This is a genomic window from Mucilaginibacter rubeus, assembly GCF_003286415.2.
GTDB classification, from domain to species: Bacteria; Bacteroidota; Bacteroidia; order Sphingobacteriales; family Sphingobacteriaceae; genus Mucilaginibacter; species Mucilaginibacter rubeus_A.
Window position 1 is genome coordinate 6,293,327 of record NZ_CP043450.1, and the last position, 23,497, is coordinate 6,316,823.

A 23,497-nucleotide genomic window follows, 5' to 3' on the forward strand; every position below is an offset into this window, starting at 1 on the left:
CTATGAACTATGAACCATCATCTATGAACTAAAAACTTACGCTTCAATAAAAAGCTCGCTTTGTGGGCGGCGTACTTTTATCATTTTGCTGTATGCGTCATCTTCCGCACGGAAACCTACCGCTGCAATTACTGTGGTGGTTAACCCTTTTTCTTTAAGGCCAAGGATCTCGTCAAATTTTGCAGCGTCAAAACCTTCCATCGGAGCGGCATCAACACCAAGCTCTGCAGCTTCGGCCAATAAAACGCCCAAGGCGATATAAGCCTGTTTGTGCGACCATTCAACTTTTTGCGCATCTGTACGGCTGGCCAAAGTTCCTAATACCATTTGCTCGTAACCTGCAAGGTTTTCGCGGGCTATGCTGCGGGTTGAGGCAACAAGGTCGATGAATTTTTTGCCGAAATCTTCATCAAGATTTGTTAATGAAGCAAATACAAACAGGGCCGATGAATCGGTGATTTGTGCCTGGTCATACCCAACCGCACGTAGTTTTTGTTTGGTTTCGGCATCCTGTACAACAATCACTTTATATGATTGCAAACCTAATGATGATGGTGCTAACTGGATAGCTGTTTTTAAAGCATCTAATTGTTCTGCACTTATTTTTTTGCTGGGATCGAATTTTTTAACAGCCGATCTCCATTGTAATTTTTCTACTAATGACATGATTATCTCAATTGTTGAAACAAATATATATGTTTAAACATATAAGTTTAGCCATGTAATTGTAAATTGATAATTTCTTCGGGTATTATTAAATACAAAACGGGCATTCTGATTTACAGAATGCCCGTTTTGTTTATTACCATATGTCATTGAGTAGGTACGACGAAGCAATCTCGCATGCTATACAGGGCGGCCTTGCTTCCGTACGATTGCCTCGCTTCGTTCGCAATTACATAGGGATATTACGGCATTTTATCCTTCAGTTCCTTCTCCTTTTCATCCTCTTCATTCCTTAACCGTCGTTTTTCCTGCCGCACTTCTTTTCGGGTCCGGCCTCCGGTGGTATCCACTGCGTCAATCTTGAGCTTGTATTCGGCTTTTAGGGCTTCTATCTGAGCTTTGATCTGCTCCTTTATGGTCTGTTCTTTTTGTTTCTGTTTTTCTTCAGCCTTTTGTTCGGTAGTATCTTTTTTACCAAAAAGGCGCTGGAAAAAGTTCGGTTTTTTTACTGGCTCTTCAACAACAGGTAAAATGCTGTCATCGTCTGCTCCGCCTTGTTTCATGAGGCTATCGGCAGTTGCAGTATCAACAGGTGCAATCTGGCGACGCAGGCTCTCTCTTAAGCGCACTTCGTAAAAACCATAGGCATTGGTATCGCGAGCGGTATAACCTTTTATCGCCATCAGCTTTCCTATCAGGTTAAAATAGCCATGCAGTCCCGGTCGTAAACTGCCATCCGGCTGAAACGCGTATAATCCGCCTTTAGGGTAAGGAACAATGCTGGCCAGGTAAATACTTTCGCCCAAACTAAGTTCGGACGGAGCCTTACCGAAATAATAATGTGAAGCTTCGGCAATACCATAAATATTCTTTCCCCATTCAATAATGTTAAAGTAAACCTCCAGCATCCTGTCTTTGGTCATGATGCGGTTATTCTCAATAAGCCAAACAATCAGGATCTCTTCTATTTTACGGGCCATGGTTTTTTCACGGCTCAGGAAAGCGTTTTTAACCAGCTGCTGTGATATACCGCTACCACCGCGTTTATATTTTTTTGTTTTAAAGTCGGTAGCTATCGATTTACGGATAGCCTCCATCACAAAACCATGGTTGGTGTAAAATGAAGGATCCTCGGCTGTCATCACCGCGTTTCTCAAATTAGGCGAAATCTGCTGCAGCGGGGTAAACTCAGGGTTTTCCGGGCCAATCAAATGCGGTGCCATTGGCTTGCCTTTTTCGTATGGCGTATAAATGAATGGGCTGTTCAATTTGGTTAAATCAGTGCGACCAAATTTCAGGATCCGGAAGTTGTCTTTATCCATCCCCGAATCAAATATCAGATCATCAGGTTTTGAAGTATCCATGAAAAAGTTCATGTGATAGTTCAGCTTACCGGCAACCTGGATACCATCAAGCGCGTCAAACATCCCGGTAGGGAACGAATCAAACATATCGGCGGCGTTAAGCCATCCGGTGTTCAGCTTCAGTTCATAAATTTTTACCGGGTTAAGCGTGTATTTAATAAATGGATGGGCTGTTAATTTTTTTACATGGATGGTGGAGGTACTATCGATAGATACATAATTGGTACCTACTTTAACATCGGCGTCAATAGCCGCCTCCGGGAATACGATATCCGTAGATGAAATGCCAGGATGATGGATCAGCAAGTTTTTCACCGACCATGAGCCCGAAATAGATGTTTCACCGCTGCTGTGATCCTCCTTGGTTAGTTTGGTTTGCAGCGTATCGAAGTTAAGCTTCAGGTTAAATTTCTTTTCGATGAAAGGCAGCTCCACTTTTTGGCGATTATCGGCATAAAGCATTACGTCGATATCTTTATCCGATGGATGCATTTTACCGGCAAAATGCCAGTTAGCTTCCCCATCGTTTACTTTTATGGTTGAGCTTAGCTGTCCATCTTTGATCAGGGCTGTTTGTGCTAAAAGCTTAAGCTGCGCACTGTCGCTCTTAAAGCTGATCATGAAATTGTTGAGGGCTAAGTTATCCGGGATCTTATAAAGTACTTCGTTAATCAGGTTATGGGCTATATTGCTCAAATCAGCTTTGGTATCAGTAGCCGTCGAATCCTTTTTCTTTTTAAACAGGAAGTCGAAGTTTTTAACCCCATTCTTATCGATAAGGTGAATGAAGCCGTCCTGTAATACCACATCCGATAGTTTTACCTCACCCAACACCAGCGGCATAATCCTTACACTCACCACAAAGTTTTTGATGTTCAACAAACTATCCCGGCCGTCGGGTACAATGCTGATATCCGAAAATGAAACGGTACTTAGTCCGGTAAATTGGGCCGATCCTATTTTTACATCTAAATTATAATCTCTTTTGGCTTTTAATTTAGCTTTGTCAATGGCTTTTTCGAGCAGTGCTCCGCGTTTTGAGTAGGCAATATATCCGCCGATAAGCAGAATAAGAATTAAGGGAACGAGAATGTATGCGGCTATGCGTATATATTTAGGATTAAGGCGCTTCATTTGTTAATTTTATCCAAAACTAAACTAAATCTTATCCCCTGCAAACGGTTGTTTATGCAAATTGTTTCCCAATAAACTTAATCAACGACCTGTTTTCATAAATTTGCCTCATATTATGACAATTACTAAAGAACAAGTATTACAGGCGCTGGGCAATGTTGAGGAACCGGATCTGAAAAAAGACCTCGTAACCCTTAACATGATCCAGGACATCCGTATCGATGGCAACAACGTAAGCTTCTCGGTTGTGCTTACCACACCGGCATGCCCGTTAAAGGCCATGATCGAGAATGCATGTCGCAATGCCATCCTCCATTTTGTGAGCAAAGAGGCCGTTATTAATATCAACATGACCTCGCAGGTAACAACGCAAAAAAACACTGGCGTTCCGGGTGTAAAAAATATAATTGCTGTAGCCTCTGGTAAAGGCGGCGTTGGTAAATCAACGGTAGCTGCAAACCTGGCTTTAGGCCTGGCAAAATCGGGCGCACAAGTTGGTTTGATTGATGCCGATATATATGGCCCATCGGTACCTATCATGTTTGGTTTAGAGGGCGCACGCCCTATGGCCAGCCAGGTTGATGGCAAAACACGCATTGAGCCTATTGAAAAATATGGCATCAAATTACTGTCGATAGGTTTCTTTACAGATCCTAACCAACCCGTACCATGGCGTGGGCCGATGGTATCAACCGCGGTAAAACAGTTGTTTAATGATGCCGACTGGGGCGACCTTGACTATTTAGTGATCGACCTGCCTCCGGGTACCGGCGACATCCATATCACAGTAACACAAAGTTTCCCGGTAACAGGTGCCGTAATTGTTACTACGCCGCAAAACGTAGCGCTTGCCGATGCTAAAAAAGGTATTGGTATGTTTATGATGCCGGCTATCAATGTGCCTATATTAGGTGTGGTTGAAAATATGTCGTACTTTACCCCTGCCGAACTGCCGGAAAATAAATATTATATATTTGGAAAAGGCGGTGGCCACAAACTGGCCGAGATATTGGAAGTCCCTTTTCTTGGTGAGATCCCATTAATTAAAGGGATCAGTGATTCGGGCGATGCCGGCAAGCCTACTGTGCTTGAAGAGGATGGCCCAATGACAGCCGCCTTTGTTGAAATGGCAGAGCGCGTTGCCCAGCAGGTTGCCATATCAAACGCCAAAGCACTCAGTGCAGAAAATATTGTAAATAATTAATAACTTTACATAACGTTATAAATTAATAAAAATGAGTTTATTAAATCAGGTTGAAGCAGCTTTAGATACTATCCGTCCGTATTTGGAGGCTGATGGGGGGAATGTTTCTGTTGAGGAGATAACTCCTGAAGGTGTAGTTAAACTAAAACTATTGGGTTCATGCGGATCATGCCCAATGAGCATCATGACCCTTAAGGCCGGTATTGAGCAGGCCATTAAAAAAGCCGTGCCTGAAGTTACCGCCATTGAGGCCATTAACCTAACGGACATTGACGACCCTAATGCCGTGCTTCCGGAAAATTTAAGGTAATTGTTAAGTAATGTTAAATCCCCGGTTCAATTTGGGGATATGACTTACTTTTGATGAAGTTTAAAAACTATTTTAACCCTGTCAGCGTAATATATGTTGAGGTAAGTAGTTAATGGTTTTATGAAGTATTTAGTTGGCCTGTTATTTCTGTTTGTATCAATGGGAGCTTTTGCACAAAGCAAAGACCGCCCTGTTGTGCAGTTTACAGGCATCACACATAATGCCGATAGTGTCAAGATCACTATCCCTTACGTAACCATAACCAATACTACAGCACATAACATTATTAACGTATCCAACTACAAGGGATACTTTTCGTTTGTGGTACACGAACGCGATACCTTGCGTTTTACCTGTGTTGGCTATGCGCCGGTTACGGTTGTTATCCCGTCAAACCTGCCGAATGAAAGCTATACCACCCAGGTATCCCTTAAGGCGCAGATCATTAACCTGCCTACGTTCCACGTGTTTCCGTGGGCAACTACCGATGAGTTTAAAAAAGACTTCCTGGCTATAAAACTTGCTGATGACGATTTGGAAATAGCCCGCAAAAACATCAGCAAAGCAACTTTATCGGCACTGTACAATACTTTACCCCGCGATGCCCAGGAAATACAATCGGCCAATGCGCAAAGCATGCACACCACTATCCTGAACTCGCACTCGCTTACCCCTAACCCGCTGCTAAACCCGCTTGCTTGGGGCAGCCTCATCAAATCAATATCTGACGGGGATAAGAGCAATAGTAAATAATTAAGGATTTTCCTCTATGTTATTATTGGTGACAATAACAGCTGCATAACGAATTTGAAAATAAAACGCCACCGCTCGGCTCCGGATCAATTGAAAATATTGGTGTAAAAATCTATGTCATTGCGAGGAGGAACGACGAAGCAATCGCATGCTATACAGATGGATATGCTTCCGTGCGGTTGCCACGCTGCGCTCGCAATGACATAGTTTTTTATTTCTTGTAGTTGGTAGCATCCACATAGCTGAATCACCCTCAAACTAACCCTTCAAAATCCATTACCTCCCCTTCAAACAATTCCAGCTCCTGCAAATTATGGCTTACTATGATTGTAGTAATATCCAATTTCTTAATTAAAGATTTAAGCTCCGATATAAGCAACGATTTCATTTTGCTATCCAGTGCCGAAAATGGTTCATCCATTAAAAGTAGCTTGGGCTTGATAGCTAAGGCCCTCAAAATGGCCAACCGCTGTTGTTGTCCTCCGGACAGATGGTCGGGTTTATGATCAACAAATTTATCCAGTTGCCCAAGTTTTACTAATTGATTTATCCAGCCCGCATCAGTTGTGGCATATTCCAGGTGCTGTTGTACAGTCATGTTTGGGAACAGGGCATAGTTTTGAAATACAAACCCGGTATGCCTTTTTTGAGGCGACAGGCTAATTTTCCGTACAGCATCAAACCATGTAATGCCATCAACTACAATTGTCCCGTTTTCGGGCGATGCCAAACCGGCTATCATTTTCAGCAAAGTAGTTTTTCCCGAACCGGATGGCCCTAAAATTTTAGTGATACTGCCCGTGGCAAACTGCCTTTTAATTTTTAGCAACTGCCTGTCGTGATAGGTCTTTAGTTTTATTTCGATATCTACGCTGATCATGCTAAAGGACCCTTCGCTTGGTATTTATTGAATATAAAAACAGTCATCACTAAGATAAACGTAATGGAAAATAAAATGAGCGAGTAATTATTTGCCGAGGCATAATCCATCTTTTCTACCAAGTCATACACAGCAATAGATGCCACCCTTGTAACACCGGGAATGTTCCCTCCTATCATCAGCACCACACCAAACTCGCCCAAAGTATGAGCAAAAGTTAATACTGTCGCGGTTAATAATGATGGTTTGATATTGGGTAACAACACATACCGGAAAGTTTGCCATTCGGTTTTTCCCAATGTGTATGAAGCTTCTGCAAATGACGCCGGTATTTGCTGCAAAGCTGATTTTACCGGGCCCACCATAAAAGGCATGCTGTAAATCACTGAGGCAAGAATTAGCCCAGGAAAAGAAAAAACAAGCTGTACATCAAAAGTATCATGAAGCCATTTCCCCAAACCATGCTGCGGACTAAAAGCCAGCAGCAAATAAAAGCCCAGTACCGATGGCGGCAGCACCAAAGGCATGGTAATAATTGCTTCGATGATGAGCTTAATAAATGATCTGCCCCGCGAAAGCCACCAGGCAAACGGCAAACCGATAAGCAACAGCAGCAGCGTGGTAATGCCTGCTAATTTTAAAGTAAGCCATATGGGCGATAGGTCCATCAATAAAAATACAAATTATTGTACCCGGTAACCATACGCTTTGAAAATACTTTTCGCGGCCGGGCTTAAAATGTAGCGATAAAATTTATCTGCCGATGGGTTATCTGCCCCATGTTTCAGGATCACGATACCTTGTTGTATCGGCTCATAGGTTTTGGGATCGATAACCTTATAATATAATGTCGTTTTATTTCCGAGTTCCTTCACCAGCGATTGTGTGGTGAAACCAACATCGGCCACTCCCGTGGTGATATAAGTATTTACCTGCGAGATGCTTTCGCCATAAACTATTTTAGGTTTGGCATCATCTAAAATGCCTTTATCCTGAAGGGACTGCTCGGCGGCTTTACCATAAGGAGCAATAGCAGGATTAGCTACCGCGATCTTTTTTACCCGAGCCGAAAGCAGCAACCGCTCCCAGTTTTCAAACCCGATATTTTGTGTGCTGCAAATAATCAGGCTACCGGAGACGTACACTACCGGCTTCTCTTTAGCGAAACCGTTTTTAAATAATGTCTCCGGAAAGCTCATATCGGCAGATAAAAACACATCAAACGGCGCTCCGTTACTAATCTGTGCTACCAACTTACCCGACGAGCCTATTACGGCGTCAATACTAATTCCCGTTTTTTGCTTAAAGTTTTTTTGCAAAACCTCCATTACCGGCTGCAGGTTGGCTGCTGCCGCAACCCGGATATTCTGCGCGTTTACACTTAAACCTGCCGTAAACAGCAGGGCAAATAAAAAAAATATTACTTTTTTTGAATTGGTATTGTATTGTTCGCTTTGCATAGCTTTTATAGTTTTTTGCCTTGCAGGCAATAGTTTCGTTTGGTATTGAAGCGTATCATAATTTCTTAAAAACGGCTCTTTGATACCATAGCACCACAAATATACGCTTGTTATAGCCATAAGCGGTTCATATATTAGTAATGTTAAGCTATCAAATAAACCAATTTTTAACAAAAATAAAGCCGCTAAACTTCAGTCAACCCGGCTTTAAACGTATCCCCTGAATGAAAAATAATTTTACAAGAGTTCTGTTAGCCTCATTTATTACTGTTGGTGTTTTTAGTGGCGAGGCCTGCGGCAAAAAATCAACCGTTACGCCAGCGCCCACTGTTCCGCCCGTTACGCCACCGGTAGTAACACCTGTAAAAAGCGATGTTGCTATGTGGCTCACTACTGCCGATCAGACCATTGCTTTCGCTAAACAAAATGCAGCTATTAATTTTAGCACAACAGCGGCCAGTGGCTCAACTATTAATATCAATGCAGCCACTACTTACCAAACTATTGATGGTTTTGGTTATTGCCTTACCGGCGGCAGCGCTATGGTACTTAATAAACTTACCGCCCAAAAACAGGATGAGGTGCTAAAAGATCTTTTCCAGACTGATGATACCCACATTGGCGTAAGTTATCTCCGCATTAGCATAGGCGCATCTGATATGAGTGCTACCGATTATACTTATGATGAAGTAACGCCCGGTCAAACGGATGTCGACCTGAAAAGCTTTTCTATTGATGCCGAAAAAGCCGATCTCATTCCCGTCTTGAAAAAGATCCTTGCTATCAACCCGAACATTAAAATATTAGGCAGCCCCTGGACGGCCCCTACCTGGATGAAAGTTAACCCCCTTGGCAATAATGGCTTTAAAGGTGGCAGTCTGAATACAGCATATTACGATGCATACGCCCGCTACTTTGTAAAATACATCCAGGCCATGAAAGCTGAGGGCATTACAATTGATGCCATAACACCGCAAAACGAGCCGCTGAACGCAAATAACAACCCGGCTATGTATATGCCATCAAACGAGCAGGCTAACTTTATCAAAAACAACCTTGGCCCTCAATTTAAAACGGCTGGTATTACCACCAAGATCATTATTTATGATCACAATGCCGATAATACCCGTTATCCCGTAGATATTTTCAGCGATGCCGCAGCTAACCCTTTTGTTGATGGATCGGCCTTCCACTTATATAATGGCGATATTAACGCGCTTGGGCCGCTGCATGATGCCTTCCCTAACAAAAACCTTTATTTTACCGAACAATATACTCCATCGAACGGCGGCTTCGGCGGCGATTTGTCATGGCATGTAAGCAACCTCATTATTGGCGCAACACGTAACTGGTGCCGCAATGTACTGGAGTGGAACCTTGCTACCGATCCAGAATACGGTCCACACACGGATGGAGGCTGTACAACCTGCCGCGGAGCTTTAACCGTTACTTCTTCATCGGCAGTAACAAAAAATGTGTCGTATTATATCATTGCACATGCCTCAAAATTTGTCAGACCAGGCGCTGTCCGGATCTCTTCTGATAACGTAGCGGGCTTACCAAACGTGGCCTTCAAAAATACCGATGGCAGCACAGTTTTAATAGTGCTAAATTCAAGCGGAAGTCAGCAAACCTTTAATTTTAAGATAGATGGAAAAACAGCCTCAAGCACTTTAGCCAACGGTTCGGTAGCCACTTATGTGTGGTAAAAACCGTATATTAACAACAAATAGCTAAAAATTAACAATTTAAATAACTGTATATCGTACTTTTAATAGGAATAGAAAAATAAAAATATTATAATTGTATCCGGCCTGACGCTAACCAAACAACCATTTCATTCGCGCCTGTAATGAATCCAACATTACAGGTGCGAAAAACATCCTTTTTGCTGAGCCTATGTTTAAACTGCTACTGAGATCATTTATCGGTATTGTTGTGTTTTGCTTATGCTTTTCAACAGGCATCAAGGCTCAAACTACCGTTCAAATAAATGATAATGTAAACCAGCACATTTTTGAATATAAGCAGATCATTTATTTTGAGGATACAACCGGAAAGCTTGGTCTGGATGGCATCCACGCCGCTTATCTCGCGGGTAAATTTCAGACAAATCCGCAACCCACCCCCGTTACCCAGCATAATAACTCGGCCTATTGGTACCGCATAAAAATTGGGAAGGCCAATGCCACCAATAACAATTGGATCCTGGAGTTTTTTGATCAAACCATTGATAGCATTACCGTTTACTCGCCGGTTAACGATACTTACCGGGCAACTTCATTAGGCAGTAGTCATCCTTTTTCCGCCCGTTTCTACAAACACAAAAACTTTAGTGTAAACATAAACAGCAACCATGGGCCCGATGATGTTTATTACATCCGCATCCGTTCGGGGCACTCGGTTAATGTGATCATGGTTTTACGCACGGTAAGCCGGTTTATCGGCTATGCGCTTGACGAATATTTCTTTTTCGGTGTTTTTTACGGGATGATCCTGGTTTTTGGCCTGTATAATTTCATGATGTTCATAGCCATGCGCCAGGTACAATACCTGTACTACATTATCTATAACCTCAGCATCGGCCTTTATGAAATGTGCGCCGATGGGATAGCCTACCAATACATCTGGCCGGATTACCCTGCCTGGAACAATTATGCTTACGGTATAGCCTTGTTTTCGGCCAGTATTTTCGCCATTCTTTTCGCGCAAAAATTGCTTAATTTAAAAGTGAACGCCCCTCGTTTAAACAAAGTGATAAAAGGGGTTATCGTTTTCAGATGTCTTTATTTCCTGGCCTGTATAACCATTAATATGGCCTGGTTCAATTACAAGATCATTGAATTTTTACCGCTATGCATCTCCTTTTATGCCGGTTGTTATGTATTGATCAAAGGCTATAAACCGGCACGCTTCTTTGTTATCGGTTATACATTCCTGCTTACGGGCTTTATCATTAAAACCTGCATAGCACTAAATATCTGGTGGTTACCTGTTACCGAGTTTGATTATTATAGTCTGAGTGTTTGTTTTATTATGGAGATGCTGTTCATCTCTTTTGCTATTGGCGATAAGGTTCGAATTCTGAAAAAGGAAAAAGACGTTGCCCAGCAAAATATCATAGCGCAGATGAAGCAAAATGAGGAGTTGAAAGATACGCTTAACCGAAGCCTTGAAGCCCAGGTGCAGGAACGTACCCGCGAGCTGGTCGAAAAATCATCGATGATTGCCGAGCAAAATGAAGAACTAAAATCAGTTAACGAATTGCTGCAGCAGCAAGCCGAAGAGATCTCGCGCATGAATGTGCTGCTGGAGAAAGACAATATTATACTGCACAACGATATTGAAAAAGTAACCCACGACAGGGTGATGCTTACCGAAGTTGATTTTGAAGAGTTCAGCCGTATCTATCCGGACAGGGAAACCTGTTTCAAATTCCTTTCCGACCTGAAATGGGAACATGGTTATGCCTGCCGTAAATGCAGCAATACCCACTATGGCAGCGGGCATCTCCCCTATAGTCGCAGATGTTCAAAATGTGGTTATGAAGAATCGGTGATAGCCTACACCATTCTGCAAAATACCCGCATCCCTATCAATAAAGCTTTTTATATGATCTTCCTGATGTACTCAACCAAGGGCAAGATCTCATCACATAAACTTTCCGAAATCCTCTCTATTCGCCAAAGCACCTGCTGGGCATATAGCTCGCGCATTAAAAAAGTAATGGAGCAACGCAAAAAAGAGATCAAAAATGCCGGTGATAAAGGATGGAGCAAATTGGTGATTGATAACAGCACGAATCCTTAACTTCCACTCCACTCGCAATGAAGTCTTTTTTAAGTTTTGACTGGCGCAAGTATGTGGCGAGGGTTGCGCATAGGCTACTTGTGCCTCGACAAAGGCCCAAGTAGCATTTACCCATATTGCCGGCCCTTCATACTTGCTCTTGACTGGCGCAAGTATGTAGCGAGCGGGTGCGCGAAGGCTACTTGTGCCTTTGCCTTGCTAAAAAAAGGCCCAAGTAGCCTTTGCCCATATTGCCGACCCTTCATACTTGCGCCAGTAAAAAAAAGCCTTTTTTAAGTTTCTTCGATAGCATCTATTTTTTACTCCCACCCCCTCTCCTCCTATTTATTTATAGCTCAAAGCTATACTTACTCCTTTTTTCTTTAAAAGCAATTGCGAAATAAGCGTATCACAAAAAAAAATTTATTGCAACAAAAACGTTGCGCAGGCCATTTAAAGTAATTTTTACTGTTTCAAATCATGTGATGCAAGCGTATTAAAATTTATATAATACACTATAAATCAATTATTTATGAACATTTTACTTGATTGATCCGTTTAAATTCCTGTAGATTTGCTACAACCAATTTTAAGCTATACATAGCTCTGCTTTATGGAAAACAGTGTTGTATGGGTGCATTAGTCCCAAAACAATGCTTTGATATTCTTAAGCGACAGTTAAATATCATTATATGTATTTAGCTGTGGTATAGCAGCTTATGTGTTATTTTTTGAATATCAAATCAATCAACTAAATAATAACTAAATGAAAATCAATTACAAATTAATGCGGATTGCAGTCCTCACCCTGCTCTCTGCCGCTACTTTTTACTCCTGTAAAAAGAATGTTAACGCCCCTGAAGCACCTGATCAAAAGCAAAGCGGTACCGTGGCCCGCGCAGCCAACGAAGTAGTAAACGCCTGGCTTACTACTGCCGATCAGTCTAAGCTTCTACAGGCTCAAACCAGCTTTAACTTTGCCGCCGATGCCGGTACCAACGCAACAACCATTACGGTAGACGAAACCCAAACCTACCAGGGTATTGATGGCTTTGGTTTCACCTTAACCGGCGGCAGCGCCGGACTGCTTAACGGCCTCGGAGCCAACCAAACCAATGTACTTAATGAACTTTTTGGTACAGCCAACGGACAAATTGGTATCAGCTATATCCGTATCAGTATTGGTGCTTCCGACCTCAGCGCCAACGATTTTACCTACAACCAAACCGCCGGCGACTTTAACATGAACAATTTCAGCATCAGTGCCGAAAACCAGGACCTGCTGCCCATCCTGAAAAAGATCATCGCCATAAATCCATCTATCAAAATCATAGCTACCCCATGGACAGCCCCTACCTGGATGAAAGTGAATACTACCGGCAATAACGGATACACCGGCGGTAGCTTGAACACAGCAGCCGGTTATTATGATGCATACGCCCGCTACTTTGTAAAATACCTGCAGGCTATGCAGGCACAGGGCATTACTATAGATGCTATAACACCCCAGAATGAGCCGCTTAACCCTTACAATAACCCCAGTATGGTGATGCAGCCCAATGAGCAGGCTAATTTTATCAAAAACAACCTCGGTCCGCAAATCAGGGCAGCCGGTTTCCAGACTAAGATCATTGCCTATGACCATAATACCGACAGGATAGATTATCCCGAAACTGTACTGGCCGATGGTGGTGCTAATCCTTACGTTGACGGCTCGGCATTTCACCTGTACGCAGGCAATATCAGCTCGTTAACCGATGTGCATAATGCCTATCCTAACAAAAACGTTTACTTCACCGAGCAATGGGTTGGTGCGCCAAGCAATTTTGGCGGCGATCTGTCATGGCACGTTAACACGCTGATCATCGGCGCTACCCGCAACTGGAGCCGTAATGTGCTTGAATGGAACCTGGCTGCCGATCCCAACAATAACCCGCATACAGCGGGAGGCTGCAGCACCTGTTTAGGCGGCATCACCGTTAGCGGTACATCTATTACCCGCAACGTTGGTTATTACATTATCGGCCATGCCTCAAAATTTGTACGTCCGGGAGCTGTGCGTATTGCCTCAAACCTATCGGGTAGTATCCAAAACGTGGCTTTCAAAAATTCGGATGGTAGCAAAGTGCTTATTGCCCTTAACAATGGCTCGTCAAGCACCAGCTTTAAAGTAAAATGGGGTGCCGAATCTTTCACTTACACTTTAGCCGCGGGTGCCGTAGTAACCTTTAAATGGACAGGCACACAATCAAGTGGTTCAAGCTCTGGCGCGCCTATTGGCTCAACCATCACCCTAAAAGGCTTTAATAATCAATATGTAAGCAGTGAAAATGGCACTCAGGCCATGAATTGCAACCGCCCTACAGCATCTGCATGGGAGCAATTTCTTGTTGTTGATGCAGGAGCCGGCAAAATAGCGTTGCAGTCGATGGGTAAATATGTATCCTCCGAAAACGGCACCCAAGCTATTACCTGTAACCGCACAACCTATGGCGATTGGGAAAAATTTGACTGGGTACCTACAACAGACGGCAAGGTTACCTTAAGGGGCAATAACGGCAAATTCATCTCCAGCGAGAATGGCACGCAGGCCATGACATGTACCCGTGCTACGGCATCGGGCTGGGAAGCATTTGGTGTAAACCAATAATTACTTAACGAAACCAATTAATTATTCACCAATACCATCATTATGAAACAACTTTTAAACTTTGCGAAGAGTGCCGTTACCGCATCGGCGTTCATGCTCTTAATTTCATCCTGCAGCAAGGATTTGAACAGGCCGGCACCTGCCATTAAAACAGCCGATGAAACAACAAGCGGCTCAAGCACCACACCAAGGGCCGGTACGCTGCTCTGGAGCGATGAATTTAACGGAACCAGTGTTAACACAGCTAACTGGAACATTGATAACGGCAACCCCGGGGTTAACAATGAAAAAGAATATTATCAATCAGCAAATGCTACTGTATCAGGAGGGTTCCTCACCATTACAGCACGTAAGCAAACAGTTGGTGGTCAACCGTATACATCGGCCAAACTGACTACTGCCGGTAAATACCAACCAACATCAGGCCGTATTGAGGCAAGCATCAAACTTCCGGGCGTACAGGGCACCTGGCCCGCATTTTGGATGCTGGGTGCAAATATCGGCACCGTAGGCTGGCCACAATGCGGCGAAATAGATATTATGGAGCAGGTAAACACCTCCAATACTATTTTAGGTACCATGCACTGGTATAATAACGGGGGGCACGTACAATATGGAGGCAGCACTACCACAACGCCAACCGGCTTCCATACCTACGCGGTTGAATGGGATGCTAATTCTATCCGCTGGTATGTGGATAATACCTTGTATGTAACCGGTAACATTGCCAATAACATTAACAATACCGGTGCGTTCCATAATCCATTCTTTATCATCCTTAACCTGGCTATTGGTGGCGATTTGCCTGGTAATACCATTAACGATGGCGCGTTACCTTGTAATATGGTGGTTGACTACGTACGGGTTTATGACCTTTCAGGTACCAGTACTAACCCTCCTATTGGTCAAACCATTACCTTAAAAGGATTTAACAACCAATACGTTAGCAGCGAAAACGGCACACAAGCCATGAATTGTAACCGCCCTACTGCGTCGGCCTGGGAACAATTTACTGTAGTTGATGCCGGCGGAGGCAAAGTAGCGCTACAGGCTATGGGTAAATATGTATCAAGTGAAAATGGAACACAAGCCATCACCTGTAACCGCACTACCGTAGGCGACTGGGAAAAATTTGACTGGGTGCCAACTGCCGATGGTAAAGTTACCTTCAGGGGTAATAATGGCAAGTTTATATCAAGCGAAAACGGCACACAACCGATGACCTGTACCCGTGCAACAGCATCGGGCTGGGAAGCTTTTGGTGTAAATCAATAATTTAAAATGATATATTTAGCCTGCTCTTGTAATTAAGAGCAGGCTTCTGTTTTATAAACCTATCCATGAAAAAACTTACCGGCTTTTGTTTTTTTTGGCTGATGATAAGCACTCCTGTGTTATATGCCCAATCTGATAATAACAAATTGCTGTTTAATATTACCGATGGCTACCAATGTGAAAGCTTTCACTGGTCGATAGCCGGTAACAGCAATGGGCAAAACCCTAATGTTTTTTCAGAACTGAAATGGACAAAACTCAGCGGACAAAGTATTGGAGCATCCCTGCAATGGAATGTATATCAAAAGTTTAGTGTTTATGCTGATTATACCCGCCAATTTATCACATCAGGCTCAGTAAAGGATTCGGATTACAGTGGTGATAACCGCACCGGCAATACTTATAACGAAACTTTTAATGCCGGCAAAGGTCATACACAAGGCTGGTCGTTAGGCATTGGATATCAATTAATTAATAACAATTGGCTTAAGCTTACTCCTTATGCCGGTTACAGTGATAACAGGCAATCGTTATATTTATATGATGATGCTAACCGCTTTCCGGGTTTAAATAGTAGCTACCAAACAAAATGGAAAGGTGCATTTATTAAGGCCATCGCTTCATTTAAACTGATCGAAAAATTAAGATTCAATAGTGATATCACCTATAACCAGGTAAGTTATAATGCCCTGGGTAACTGGAACCTGATCACAACTTTTCAGCATCCGGTTAGTTACCACCACCATGCCAACGGCTATGGCTTAAATATGAATGGCACATTGGCCTACTCCATCAGCAAACTTATAGCTATACAAGCCGGCGGCGGGTACCTGCACTGGCAAACCGGTAACGGTACTGACGAACTTTATCTCAGCAGCGGTGAGGTTGATAAAACCCAGATGAATGGCGCATTCAGGAACGGGTTCAAGGTGTTTGGAGGGGTGATAGTTTCACTGTAGTATTCTTCTTCGACTTCAGTTTCGCCACCGCTCGGCTCCTGCCGAGTGGTAACTATCCCAAGGCCTCTGGCCTTTCTACAGCATACACCGGCCTGGGGGCCGGACAATAACAGACACTCGGCAGGAGCCCACAGGTGTTGGGAAGAGTTACCAAAAAGGGATGTGTCCATTTGTGGGAGGTTTATCGGGATCTCCACCATAAAGTCTTACAATAAATTTCATGAGTTCGGCTTCCATTTCCAAGGCAAACTGTTGTTTAGCAGACTTACTACTTTTAATTCGATTTAACTTTTGGTAAGTTATTATTAACAGCGATAGGATCATCCTGACATACAGTACGGCTTTGATGCCGTTTATGCTTCTGGATAGTAGATGTGAGAAGTTAAGTTCTTGTTTGATGAATTTGAAGAACACTTCTATATCCCATCTTTTCTTATACAGTGCGGTTATTTCATAAGCTTGAAAATCAAAGATATTGGTCAAAAAAGCGAGTACTTCTCCATTGGGTTTGACTGCTTCGATATATCGATAAACGTTCTTTGTCTTTTTTCCCTTCCTGTTATATAGGTAAAGCTTACGGTCTGTTACCAGCCTAAGCTTATAGTCATCAGGAGTAGCTTCAAATAAGTTATTCTCTTCAACAACTACACTACGTGGGTTCGGATTGATTCGTGTAATAAAATTGATTCCCTGGTCAAAGAGCTCATCATAGGCGTCTCTTGATTGTAGGCCGGCATCGACTATAACGATACTTTTATTAGATGCAGGACAGCCAACAATGGCTTGTTTCAAAGCTACGTTCTCACTGTTAAATGTAGCCTGATGATGAAAAGCCACATACTCAGGTATTTCTGAATAGCCTATAGTAAATTTAAGCTGTTTTACATGTTCCTGGCTTCCTCCGGAACGAAATCCGATCCTGATCAGCTTGGATGAAAGTGATATCAGCGTTGAATCAAAACGCAACAACTGATGCTGTTTATTATCTTTCGAAGGTAATTGGGCTGAAAAACGTTCAATACAATCCTGGTATAAAGCTTCAAAAAAAACCGCGTCCGCACGGCTTAGGCGTTCGCTGATTGAACTGTAATGTATCTTTTGCGCTTCGGATTTGTCAGATAAATGACTGAAAGCATACGAATTAAAGATATTCTCCATTACCCTGAGGCTATTGTGCTTTACTTCGAACTGACTGTAAAGTAATAGCTTAAAAAGGACTGAGACCGGTAGTTTCTTTACCTTATGGTCTGTTTTATGATAGTCAGCCAAAAACGCAAGACGCTCCTCTGGAATTAACTTTAACAAGTCGGGCACACGCATATGCCACTAAAAATACAATTTCTATTTCTCTTCCCAACACCTGTGGGCTCCAGCCGAGCGTCGGCATGCGTTTTTTCTTCTATTCTGCAAATTCTCTAATTCTGTAAATTCTGATTCAGACGCTGGCAACCGCACCTAAGCATAACCGCCCTGTATAGCATGCGATTGCTTCGTCGTCCCTCCTCGCAATGACATAGTTTTAGTATATATCTCACCACAAATCGTCATAAAATCATCACTCATTGAATTGATTATTACTTAGTTTAGATTGCTGTAAACCATCATTTAAACCCTTAATAACATTCCTGATGAAGATTAAACTGTTATTCGCGCTTTTCCTTTGCTTTTTCGTGTCAATTTCGATTGCCCAAACGACAAAAAACTATCACATTAAATCGCCTGATGGCAAGATAGATTTGAGCGTAGCAACCGGCGATAAAATAACATGGTCGGTGAAACACGAGGATACCGAGATTATCATGCCGTCGGATATATCTATGACGCTTCAGGGTGGCGAAGTTTTGGGAAAATCACCCATGGTAAAAAATACAAAAGCTACATCTATCGATCAGTATTTCAATACACCTATCTATAAAAAAGACAAAGTACACGATCAATACAATCAGCTCATTATCAATTTAAAAGGAGATTATTCGCTGATATTCAGGGCTTATAATGATGGTGTGGCTTATCGCTTCAATACACAGAAAAAAGGCAATATCACCATTATGAACGAAGAAGCAAACTTCAATTTTAAGGATGATGATAAGGCGTACCTCCCCTTTGTAAATGATTACCGTAATAAGGATAAATGGACAACTTCTTTCGAAGCATTGTATAGCAAGCTTAAACTTTCGGAAGTAACAAAAGACAGCCTGGCGTTTTTACCGGTTTTGGTAGATGTCGGCAGCAGTAAAAAAGCCGCTATCCTGGAAGCTGATCTGCAGGATTATCCAGGAATGTATTTAACCGGAAATGAGCAAAGTTTGCAGGGAGCGTTCGCAAAATATCCTACAGTTGAAACTACCGGCGGGTATGCCAATATGAATTATGTGGTTGATGGTCGCGCCGATTATATCGCTAAAATTAAAGGTACACGCAGCTTTCCGTGGCGGGTTGTGATCATTAGTACAGATGATAAACAACTGGTTAACAATGATATAGTTCAAAAAATATCCGAACCATCGCGGGTTAAAGATGTATCCTGGATAAAACCAGGTAAAGTAGCCTGGGACTGGTGGAACGATTGGAATATCACCCATGTTGATTTTAAAGCGGGCATCAACAACCCAACCTATAAATATTACATCGATTTTGCATCGGCCAATAAAGTAGAGTATGTGGTATTGGATGAAGGCTGGTCGAACATTGTTGATCTGAACCAGATTTCGCCGGATATTAATCTACAGGAATTGATAGATTACGCCAAACAAAAAAATGTTGGCCTTATTTTGTGGACAAGCTGGTACGCCCTCACCCGGCAAACGGATGCGGCTATGGCCAAATTTTCAAAAATGGGCGTTAAAGGTTTCAAGATAGATTTTATTGATCGTGATGATCAAAAAATGGTTTCTTCATTATATGAAATAGCGCAGAAAGCATCTGATAATCATTTAATTGTAGATTATCACGGTATGTATAAACCCAGCGGCATCCAGCGTACTTTTCCTAATATCCTTAATTTTGAGGGAGTTAAAGGCCTGGAAAACGTAAAATGGGGCGTTAAAGATCATCCTGTTTATGATGTAAGTATTCCCTTTATCCGGATGCTTTCCGGTCCGATGGACTATACTCCCGGAGCTATGCGTAATGCCAGTAAAGCCAATTTTCGCCCGGTTAATGGTAACCCCATTAGCCAGGGAACGCGCTGCCATCAGTTGGCCATGTATACCATTTTTGAAGCCCCGTTGCAAATGATGGCCGATAACCCAACCGCTTATCAAAAAGAACAGGAAAGCACCGATTTCATAGCAGCCGTGCCTACAACTTTTGATGAAACTGTAGCCCTCACCGGGAAAGTAGGTGAATACGTAGCCATCGCCCGCAGAAAAAGTTCCACGTGGCACATTGGCGCAATGACTAATTGGGATGCACGTGAATTAGCTATCGATCTTTCCTTTTTAGGCGAAGGCACTTACAAGGCCGTAATTTTTGAAGATGGCATCAACGCCGACAGGGATGGTACTGATTATAAGCGAACTGTGGTTAATTTAACCTCAAAAGATAAGCTGAATATTAAACTGGCTTCCGGAGGAGGCTGGGCAGCGAGATTGGAGAAAGTTAATTAAATTTAATACAAGTACTTGATTTACAGTCAATAGAAAATAAAATTACAAATCCCCTCTTGAGAGGGGGCGCGATGGAATGAGCGAAAGCAGGGGTGTGTTTGTACGAGCGATTACCAGAGTAGAAACACACTCCTCCACCCCTCTCAAGAGGGGAACCACGCATTCCCCCGCTTTCAATCAATTACTCTCCTTCTGCTTATCCGCAGCTTCTTTAGCCGCTTTTTCCTTTTGTTTTTGGGCTTCTTTGGCTGCCTTTTCTTTATCCTCCTGAATTTGCTCCTTTACTTTTTTAATACTGTCCTGACGCTTTTGCTCCATTTTCTTTTTCTTATTAAAGAAACCTCTCAGCAAAAAGTTATGCTGGGCAGCAGTTAGGTCTTCATTAAGGGTATTGGTTGTGCTGTGAACTGTTTTAATGGTAGTTTGGGCTTGTTTAACGGTACCCTCCAGGTCGCGGGCCATTTTGTCGCTGTTAAGCAAACGACCTATACTCCCCTGCCCATTATTAATCTTGGCAACTATGCCGGTCAGGTTTTCGGTCAGCGATTCAGCGTTATCTGCTACTCGGGTAAGTTTATTGATAATCCTGTCTACATCAACCGGGTTTATCGACCCTAACTTTCCACCATCTTCAACCTCCTCGTGGCTTACAATACCTCCAGGCGCTATTACCACCAGCTTATCCCCCATTAAACCATCGCTGCCTATACTTAGCTTCGAATCCTTCTTGATAAACTTTTTAACGCTTTTATTCAGTGTAAGGTCAACCCGTACCGAACTATCGGTAACAATATTAATTGACTGTACTACACCTATGTTAATACCCGCAAACCGCACATTATTACCTACCTGTAAGCCGCTTACATTTTTGAACCGCCCGTAAACATGAAAGGTTGAATTGAACAGACTTTTTTGATTACCTATTAAAAATATAGCTACCAACAGCACAGCTAACCCCAAAAAGGTAAACAGGCCTATTTTTATTTTTTGAGATGACGTAGTTTTCATGAAGGTTCATTAAAAAAAGATCTAACCATTTCGTTATCCGATTTTTCAAGCTCTTTATAGGAGCCCTCGGCTATATATTCGCCATCATCCATTACCAGGATCCGGTCGGCCGTGATACGGGCACATTCCATATCGTGGGTGATAATGACAGATGATATTTCATATTTGCGCTGCAGGCGATTAATGAGCTCACTAATTTCGCGGGATGTAATGGGATCAAGCCCTGTAGTAGGCTCATCGTAAAGCATAATCTCTGGGTTAACGATCAGCGTACGGGCCAGACCTACCCTCTTCCTCATCCCTCCTGACAAATCGGAAGGCATTTTATCTATCGCGTCTAACAAACCAACGGCATCCAGTACGCCCTCAACCTTTTTGTTAATCTCTTTCTGATCTTTCAGTTTTAACACCCTTGTAAGCGGAAACTCCAGGTTATCACGCACTGTCATGGAATCATACAATGCCCCTCCCTGAAAAAGGAAGCCTATCTTCATTCTTAACTGCTTCAGCTCGTCATCGTTCATGGTAGTTATATTCTCACCAAAAACTTCCAACTCACCACCATCGGGTTGCAGCATACCAACCACGCACTGAATAGTCACAGATTTTCCCTGGCCCGATTTACCCAGCACCACAATGTTCTCGCCTTTCTTCAGGTCGAAAGTGATATTCTTAAGCACTTTCTTTTTACCAAAGGATTTTTTGATGCCTTTAGCATGTATCACCACCTCCTGCTTTTGTTCAGGTTCCTTTTTCTTAGCCTCGGTATGTTCGTCTGCTTTTTTCATCTTTATTTATAAAATAACAAACTGGTGATCTGGACAGCTATCGCATCAATAATGAAGATCCATAACGAGGCAGTCACTACGGCCGAATTAGCCGCAACACCTACGCTTTCGGTACCTTTATCGGAGTGATAACCTTTATAACATCCCACAAAGCCCACCGCAAAGCCAAAAAGCACAGTTTTAGCTACAGCGGGCAGCAGGTCGGTAAAATCAAGCGAGGCAATACATTTATTGAAGTAAAGAGAGAAACTGATACTATCGGTAAAGTTTAACGCCAGGAAACCACCAAACAGGCCGATAGCATCACCTATAATGGCCAATAATGGGATCATGAAACTGGTAGCCAATATCCGTGTAACCACCAGGTATTGCACCGGGTTGGCGCCAGATACTTCCATGGCATCAATCTGCTCGGTAACCTTCATACTGCCCAGCTCGGCACCAATACTTGATGCTATTTTGCCGGCGCAGATAATGGCAGTAATAACCGGCCCTATTTCACGAACAAGCGCAACCGAAAGTGTTTTGGGTAACATACTCTCGGCTCCGAGTGTAATGAGTGATGGCCTGAGTTGCAAAATAAGCACCAGGCCCATGATGAAGGAGGTAATGCCCACCAGCATCATGGATCTGTAGCCTATTTCATAGCATTGCCTCACAAACTCTGACCATTCAAAGCCGCCGGCAAATATGTTGCGAAAAAACCGCGTGAAGAATACTACATAGTCGCCTATGCCTTCAAGCCATTTTCTCCATCCGCTTAGTTCCTGCTGTGCTTCCATCAGTGAATCTTAAATAATTGTTAACTACAACAAAGCAAGGCTCAATTGTTTTTGAACTTTCAGTAATATTCACTTTCTGGACTTAGGTAAATACTGATTACGACATTGGTACGTCAATGATCAGGAAACTGGAGGGCTCTTCGGTTATAATTGTAAGTGAACTTGTATCATAAACGCCCAGCGCATCTTTTTTGTTTAAAACCTGGTTGTTTATTTTAGCCACTCCATCCAATACAAATACGTAAGCGCCGTTGCCCTTAGTTTTAATATCATAGTTAATGGTTTGCCCGGCTTCAAACTCTCCCATTGAAAATGTAGCGTCCTGGTTTATCCAGAGTTTATCGTTGCTTTTTTCGGGAGAAATCAGTGTGGTTAGCTCATTCAATTTAAACCTGTCTTTAAAATTCATCTGATCATAACGGGGCTGGATATTTCTTTCTTTAGGAAACAGCCAAATTTGCAGGGTATTAGCCGCTTCTTTATGCGAAGCATTATATTCGGAATGATAAACGCCTGTCCCGGCCGACATTACCTGTACTTCGCCCGCGTTAACTACACCGGCATTGCCCATGCTGTCTTTATGCTCCAACCCTCCTTTTAAAGGTATAGTGATAATTTCCATATTATCATGAGGGTGACTGCCAAAACCACGACCGGCTGCAATGATATCATCATTTAATACGCGCAATGCGCCGAAATTCATTTTCTCAGGGTTGTAATAGGATGCAAAGCTGAATGAAAAGTTTGCTTTTAACCATCCTATATCGTTGTGTCCCCGTTCTGCTTCGGGATAAAATATTGTTTTCATGCTATTTAAAATATATGTTTAAACACACAATATTTATTCCACAATTTAATTATGCGTAT

At 42.7% G+C, this 23,497-nt stretch carries 19 protein-coding genes; 9 read left to right on the forward strand and 10 right to left on the reverse strand.

Annotated elements, in window-relative coordinates; translation table 11 throughout:
* Window positions 1–36: 36 nt before the first annotated feature.
* Both DEO27_RS25320 and DEO27_RS25325 read right to left on the reverse strand, forming a co-directional pair.
* Window positions 37–666, reverse strand: coding sequence for an NAD(P)H-dependent oxidoreductase (locus DEO27_RS25320; RefSeq protein ID WP_112568194.1), 630 nt, complete (start codon window positions 664–666; stop codon window positions 37–39).
* A gap of 242 nt (window positions 667–908) precedes the next feature.
* A complete protein-coding gene (locus tag DEO27_RS25325; protein ID WP_112568192.1) occupies window positions 909–3,164 on the reverse strand; it encodes a transglycosylase domain-containing protein in 2,256 nt (751 codons plus the stop codon).
* Between the two features lie 115 nt (window positions 3,165–3,279).
* On the opposite strand from DEO27_RS25325, the gene DEO27_RS25330 reads away from it, so the two are divergent.
* The 3 genes from DEO27_RS25330 (at window position 3,280) to DEO27_RS25340 (ending at window position 5,431) form a co-directional block, all read left to right on the forward strand.
* Entirely contained in the window at window positions 3,280–4,368 is a 1,089-nt protein-coding gene (locus tag DEO27_RS25330) for an Mrp/NBP35 family ATP-binding protein (RefSeq protein WP_112568190.1), read from the forward strand.
* A gap of 31 nt (window positions 4,369–4,399) precedes the next feature.
* On the forward strand, window positions 4,400–4,678 hold the full coding sequence (locus DEO27_RS25335; protein ID WP_112568188.1) for a NifU family protein: 279 nt from the start codon (window positions 4,400–4,402) through the stop codon (window positions 4,676–4,678).
* A gap of 120 nt (window positions 4,679–4,798) precedes the next feature.
* Window positions 4,799–5,431: a hypothetical protein gene (locus DEO27_RS25340; protein ID WP_112568186.1), complete on the forward strand. Its 633-nt coding sequence runs from the start codon at window positions 4,799–4,801 to the stop codon at window positions 5,429–5,431.
* A gap of 253 nt (window positions 5,432–5,684) precedes the next feature.
* Here DEO27_RS25340 and DEO27_RS25345 read toward each other — a convergent pair whose 3' ends face one another.
* From DEO27_RS25345 to modA, 3 genes are read right to left on the reverse strand one after another with little or no spacing between them, the layout of a single operon-like run.
* Complete coding sequence (locus tag DEO27_RS25345; RefSeq protein ID WP_112568184.1) at window positions 5,685–6,311, reverse strand: sulfate/molybdate ABC transporter ATP-binding protein; 627 nt, start codon at window positions 6,309–6,311, stop codon at window positions 5,685–5,687.
* A complete protein-coding gene (gene modB / locus DEO27_RS25350; RefSeq protein ID WP_112568182.1) occupies window positions 6,308–6,979 on the reverse strand; it encodes a molybdate ABC transporter permease subunit in 672 nt (223 codons plus the stop codon). The genes DEO27_RS25345 and modB overlap by 4 nt, the downstream gene beginning before the upstream one ends.
* A 15-nt stretch (window positions 6,980–6,994) precedes the next feature.
* The gene (modA, locus tag DEO27_RS25355; protein WP_223818050.1) at window positions 6,995–7,891 is read right to left on the reverse strand and encodes a molybdate ABC transporter substrate-binding protein; all 897 of its coding nucleotides are present in this window, start codon (window positions 7,889–7,891) and stop codon (window positions 6,995–6,997) included.
* Window positions 7,892–7,995: 104 nt separating this feature from the next.
* On the opposite strand from modA, the gene DEO27_RS25360 reads away from it, so the two are divergent.
* The 5 genes from DEO27_RS25360 to DEO27_RS25380 all read left to right on the forward strand — a co-directional run bounded on the left by DEO27_RS25360 (window position 7,996) and on the right by DEO27_RS25380 (window position 16,444).
* A complete protein-coding gene (locus tag DEO27_RS25360) occupies window positions 7,996–9,480 on the forward strand; it encodes a glycoside hydrolase family 30 protein (RefSeq protein WP_112568180.1) in 1,485 nt (494 codons plus the stop codon).
* 190 nt (window positions 9,481–9,670) lie between these two features.
* The gene (locus tag DEO27_RS25365) at window positions 9,671–11,581 is read left to right on the forward strand and encodes a 7TM diverse intracellular signaling domain-containing protein (protein WP_112568178.1); all 1,911 of its coding nucleotides are present in this window, start codon (window positions 9,671–9,673) and stop codon (window positions 11,579–11,581) included.
* A gap of 745 nt (window positions 11,582–12,326) precedes the next feature.
* Window positions 12,327–14,210, forward strand: a complete 1,884-nt coding sequence (locus tag DEO27_RS25370) for a glycoside hydrolase family 30 beta sandwich domain-containing protein (protein WP_112568176.1) — start codon at window positions 12,327–12,329, stop codon at window positions 14,208–14,210.
* 42 nt (window positions 14,211–14,252) lie between these two features.
* Window positions 14,253–15,485 carry a family 16 glycosylhydrolase gene (locus DEO27_RS25375; protein ID WP_223818051.1) on the forward strand — a complete coding sequence of 411 codons (1,233 nt, stop codon included), beginning with the start codon at window positions 14,253–14,255 and terminating at the stop codon, window positions 15,483–15,485.
* Between the two features lie 65 nt (window positions 15,486–15,550).
* Complete coding sequence (locus tag DEO27_RS25380) at window positions 15,551–16,444, forward strand: hypothetical protein (protein ID WP_112568174.1); 894 nt, start codon at window positions 15,551–15,553, stop codon at window positions 16,442–16,444.
* 147 nt (window positions 16,445–16,591) lie between these two features.
* Here DEO27_RS25380 and DEO27_RS25385 read toward each other — a convergent pair whose 3' ends face one another.
* Complete coding sequence (locus tag DEO27_RS25385; protein ID WP_112576068.1) at window positions 16,592–17,764, reverse strand: IS4 family transposase; 1,173 nt, start codon at window positions 17,762–17,764, stop codon at window positions 16,592–16,594.
* Between the two features lie 308 nt (window positions 17,765–18,072).
* Here DEO27_RS25385 and DEO27_RS25390 point away from each other — a divergent pair, with 308 nt between their 5' ends.
* Complete coding sequence (locus DEO27_RS25390) at window positions 18,073–20,052, forward strand: glycoside hydrolase family 97 protein (protein WP_112576070.1); 1,980 nt, start codon at window positions 18,073–18,075, stop codon at window positions 20,050–20,052.
* A 177-nt stretch (window positions 20,053–20,229) separates the two neighbouring features.
* Here the strand turns inward: DEO27_RS25390 and DEO27_RS25395 are convergent, their stop codons facing one another.
* The 4 genes from DEO27_RS25395 to DEO27_RS25410 form a co-directional block, all read right to left on the reverse strand.
* Complete coding sequence (locus DEO27_RS25395) at window positions 20,230–21,060, reverse strand: MlaD family protein (RefSeq protein ID WP_112576071.1); 831 nt, start codon at window positions 21,058–21,060, stop codon at window positions 20,230–20,232.
* Window positions 21,057–21,848, reverse strand: a complete 792-nt coding sequence (locus tag DEO27_RS25400) for an ABC transporter ATP-binding protein (RefSeq protein ID WP_112576072.1) — start codon at window positions 21,846–21,848, stop codon at window positions 21,057–21,059. The genes DEO27_RS25395 and DEO27_RS25400 overlap by 4 nt, the downstream gene beginning before the upstream one ends.
* 2 nt (window positions 21,849–21,850) lie before the next feature.
* Window positions 21,851–22,630 carry an MlaE family ABC transporter permease gene (locus tag DEO27_RS25405; protein ID WP_112576073.1) on the reverse strand — a complete coding sequence of 260 codons (780 nt, stop codon included), beginning with the start codon at window positions 22,628–22,630 and terminating at the stop codon, window positions 21,851–21,853.
* 97 nt (window positions 22,631–22,727) lie between these two features.
* On the reverse strand, window positions 22,728–23,438 hold the full coding sequence (locus DEO27_RS25410) for a pirin family protein (protein WP_112576074.1): 711 nt from the start codon (window positions 23,436–23,438) through the stop codon (window positions 22,728–22,730).
* Window positions 23,439–23,497: the final 59 nt, after the last annotated feature.

Excerpts from the sequence above, each read along its gene's own strand:
- DEO27_RS25380 (WP_112568174.1), top strand. The coding sequence starts at position 15,551 with ATGAAAAAACTTACCGGCTTTTGTTTTTTTTGGCTGATGATAAGCACT.
- DEO27_RS25345 (WP_112568184.1), bottom strand. The coding sequence starts at position 6,311 with ATGATCAGCGTAGATATCGAAATAAAACTAAAGACCTATCACGACAGG.
- DEO27_RS25330 (WP_112568190.1), top strand. The coding sequence starts at position 3,280 with ATGACAATTACTAAAGAACAAGTATTACAGGCGCTGGGCAATGTTGAG.
- DEO27_RS25370 (WP_112568176.1), top strand. The coding sequence starts at position 12,327 with ATGAAAATCAATTACAAATTAATGCGGATTGCAGTCCTCACCCTGCTC.
- DEO27_RS25385 (WP_112576068.1), bottom strand. The coding sequence starts at position 17,764 with ATGCGTGTGCCCGACTTGTTAAAGTTAATTCCAGAGGAGCGTCTTGCG.
- DEO27_RS25360 (WP_112568180.1), top strand. The coding sequence starts at position 7,996 with ATGAAAAATAATTTTACAAGAGTTCTGTTAGCCTCATTTATTACTGTT.
- DEO27_RS25400 (WP_112576072.1), bottom strand. The coding sequence starts at position 21,848 with ATGAAAAAAGCAGACGAACATACCGAGGCTAAGAAAAAGGAACCTGAA.
- DEO27_RS25375 (WP_223818051.1), top strand. The coding sequence starts at position 14,253 with ATGAAACAACTTTTAAACTTTGCGAAGAGTGCCGTTACCGCATCGGCG.
- modB (WP_112568182.1), bottom strand. The coding sequence starts at position 6,979 with ATGGACCTATCGCCCATATGGCTTACTTTAAAATTAGCAGGCATTACC.
- DEO27_RS25365 (WP_112568178.1), top strand. The coding sequence starts at position 9,671 with ATGTTTAAACTGCTACTGAGATCATTTATCGGTATTGTTGTGTTTTGC.
- DEO27_RS25325 (WP_112568192.1), bottom strand. The coding sequence starts at position 3,164 with ATGAAGCGCCTTAATCCTAAATATATACGCATAGCCGCATACATTCTC.
- DEO27_RS25340 (WP_112568186.1), top strand. The coding sequence starts at position 4,799 with ATGAAGTATTTAGTTGGCCTGTTATTTCTGTTTGTATCAATGGGAGCT.
- DEO27_RS25405 (WP_112576073.1), bottom strand. The coding sequence starts at position 22,630 with ATGGAAGCACAGCAGGAACTAAGCGGATGGAGAAAATGGCTTGAAGGC.
- DEO27_RS25390 (WP_112576070.1), top strand. The coding sequence starts at position 18,073 with ATGAAGATTAAACTGTTATTCGCGCTTTTCCTTTGCTTTTTCGTGTCA.
- DEO27_RS25410 (WP_112576074.1), bottom strand. The coding sequence starts at position 23,438 with ATGAAAACAATATTTTATCCCGAAGCAGAACGGGGACACAACGATATA.
- DEO27_RS25335 (WP_112568188.1), top strand. The coding sequence starts at position 4,400 with ATGAGTTTATTAAATCAGGTTGAAGCAGCTTTAGATACTATCCGTCCG.
- modA (WP_223818050.1), bottom strand. The coding sequence starts at position 7,891 with ATGGCTATAACAAGCGTATATTTGTGGTGCTATGGTATCAAAGAGCCG.
- DEO27_RS25395 (WP_112576071.1), bottom strand. The coding sequence starts at position 21,060 with ATGAAAACTACGTCATCTCAAAAAATAAAAATAGGCCTGTTTACCTTT.
- DEO27_RS25320 (WP_112568194.1), bottom strand. The coding sequence starts at position 666 with ATGTCATTAGTAGAAAAATTACAATGGAGATCGGCTGTTAAAAAATTC.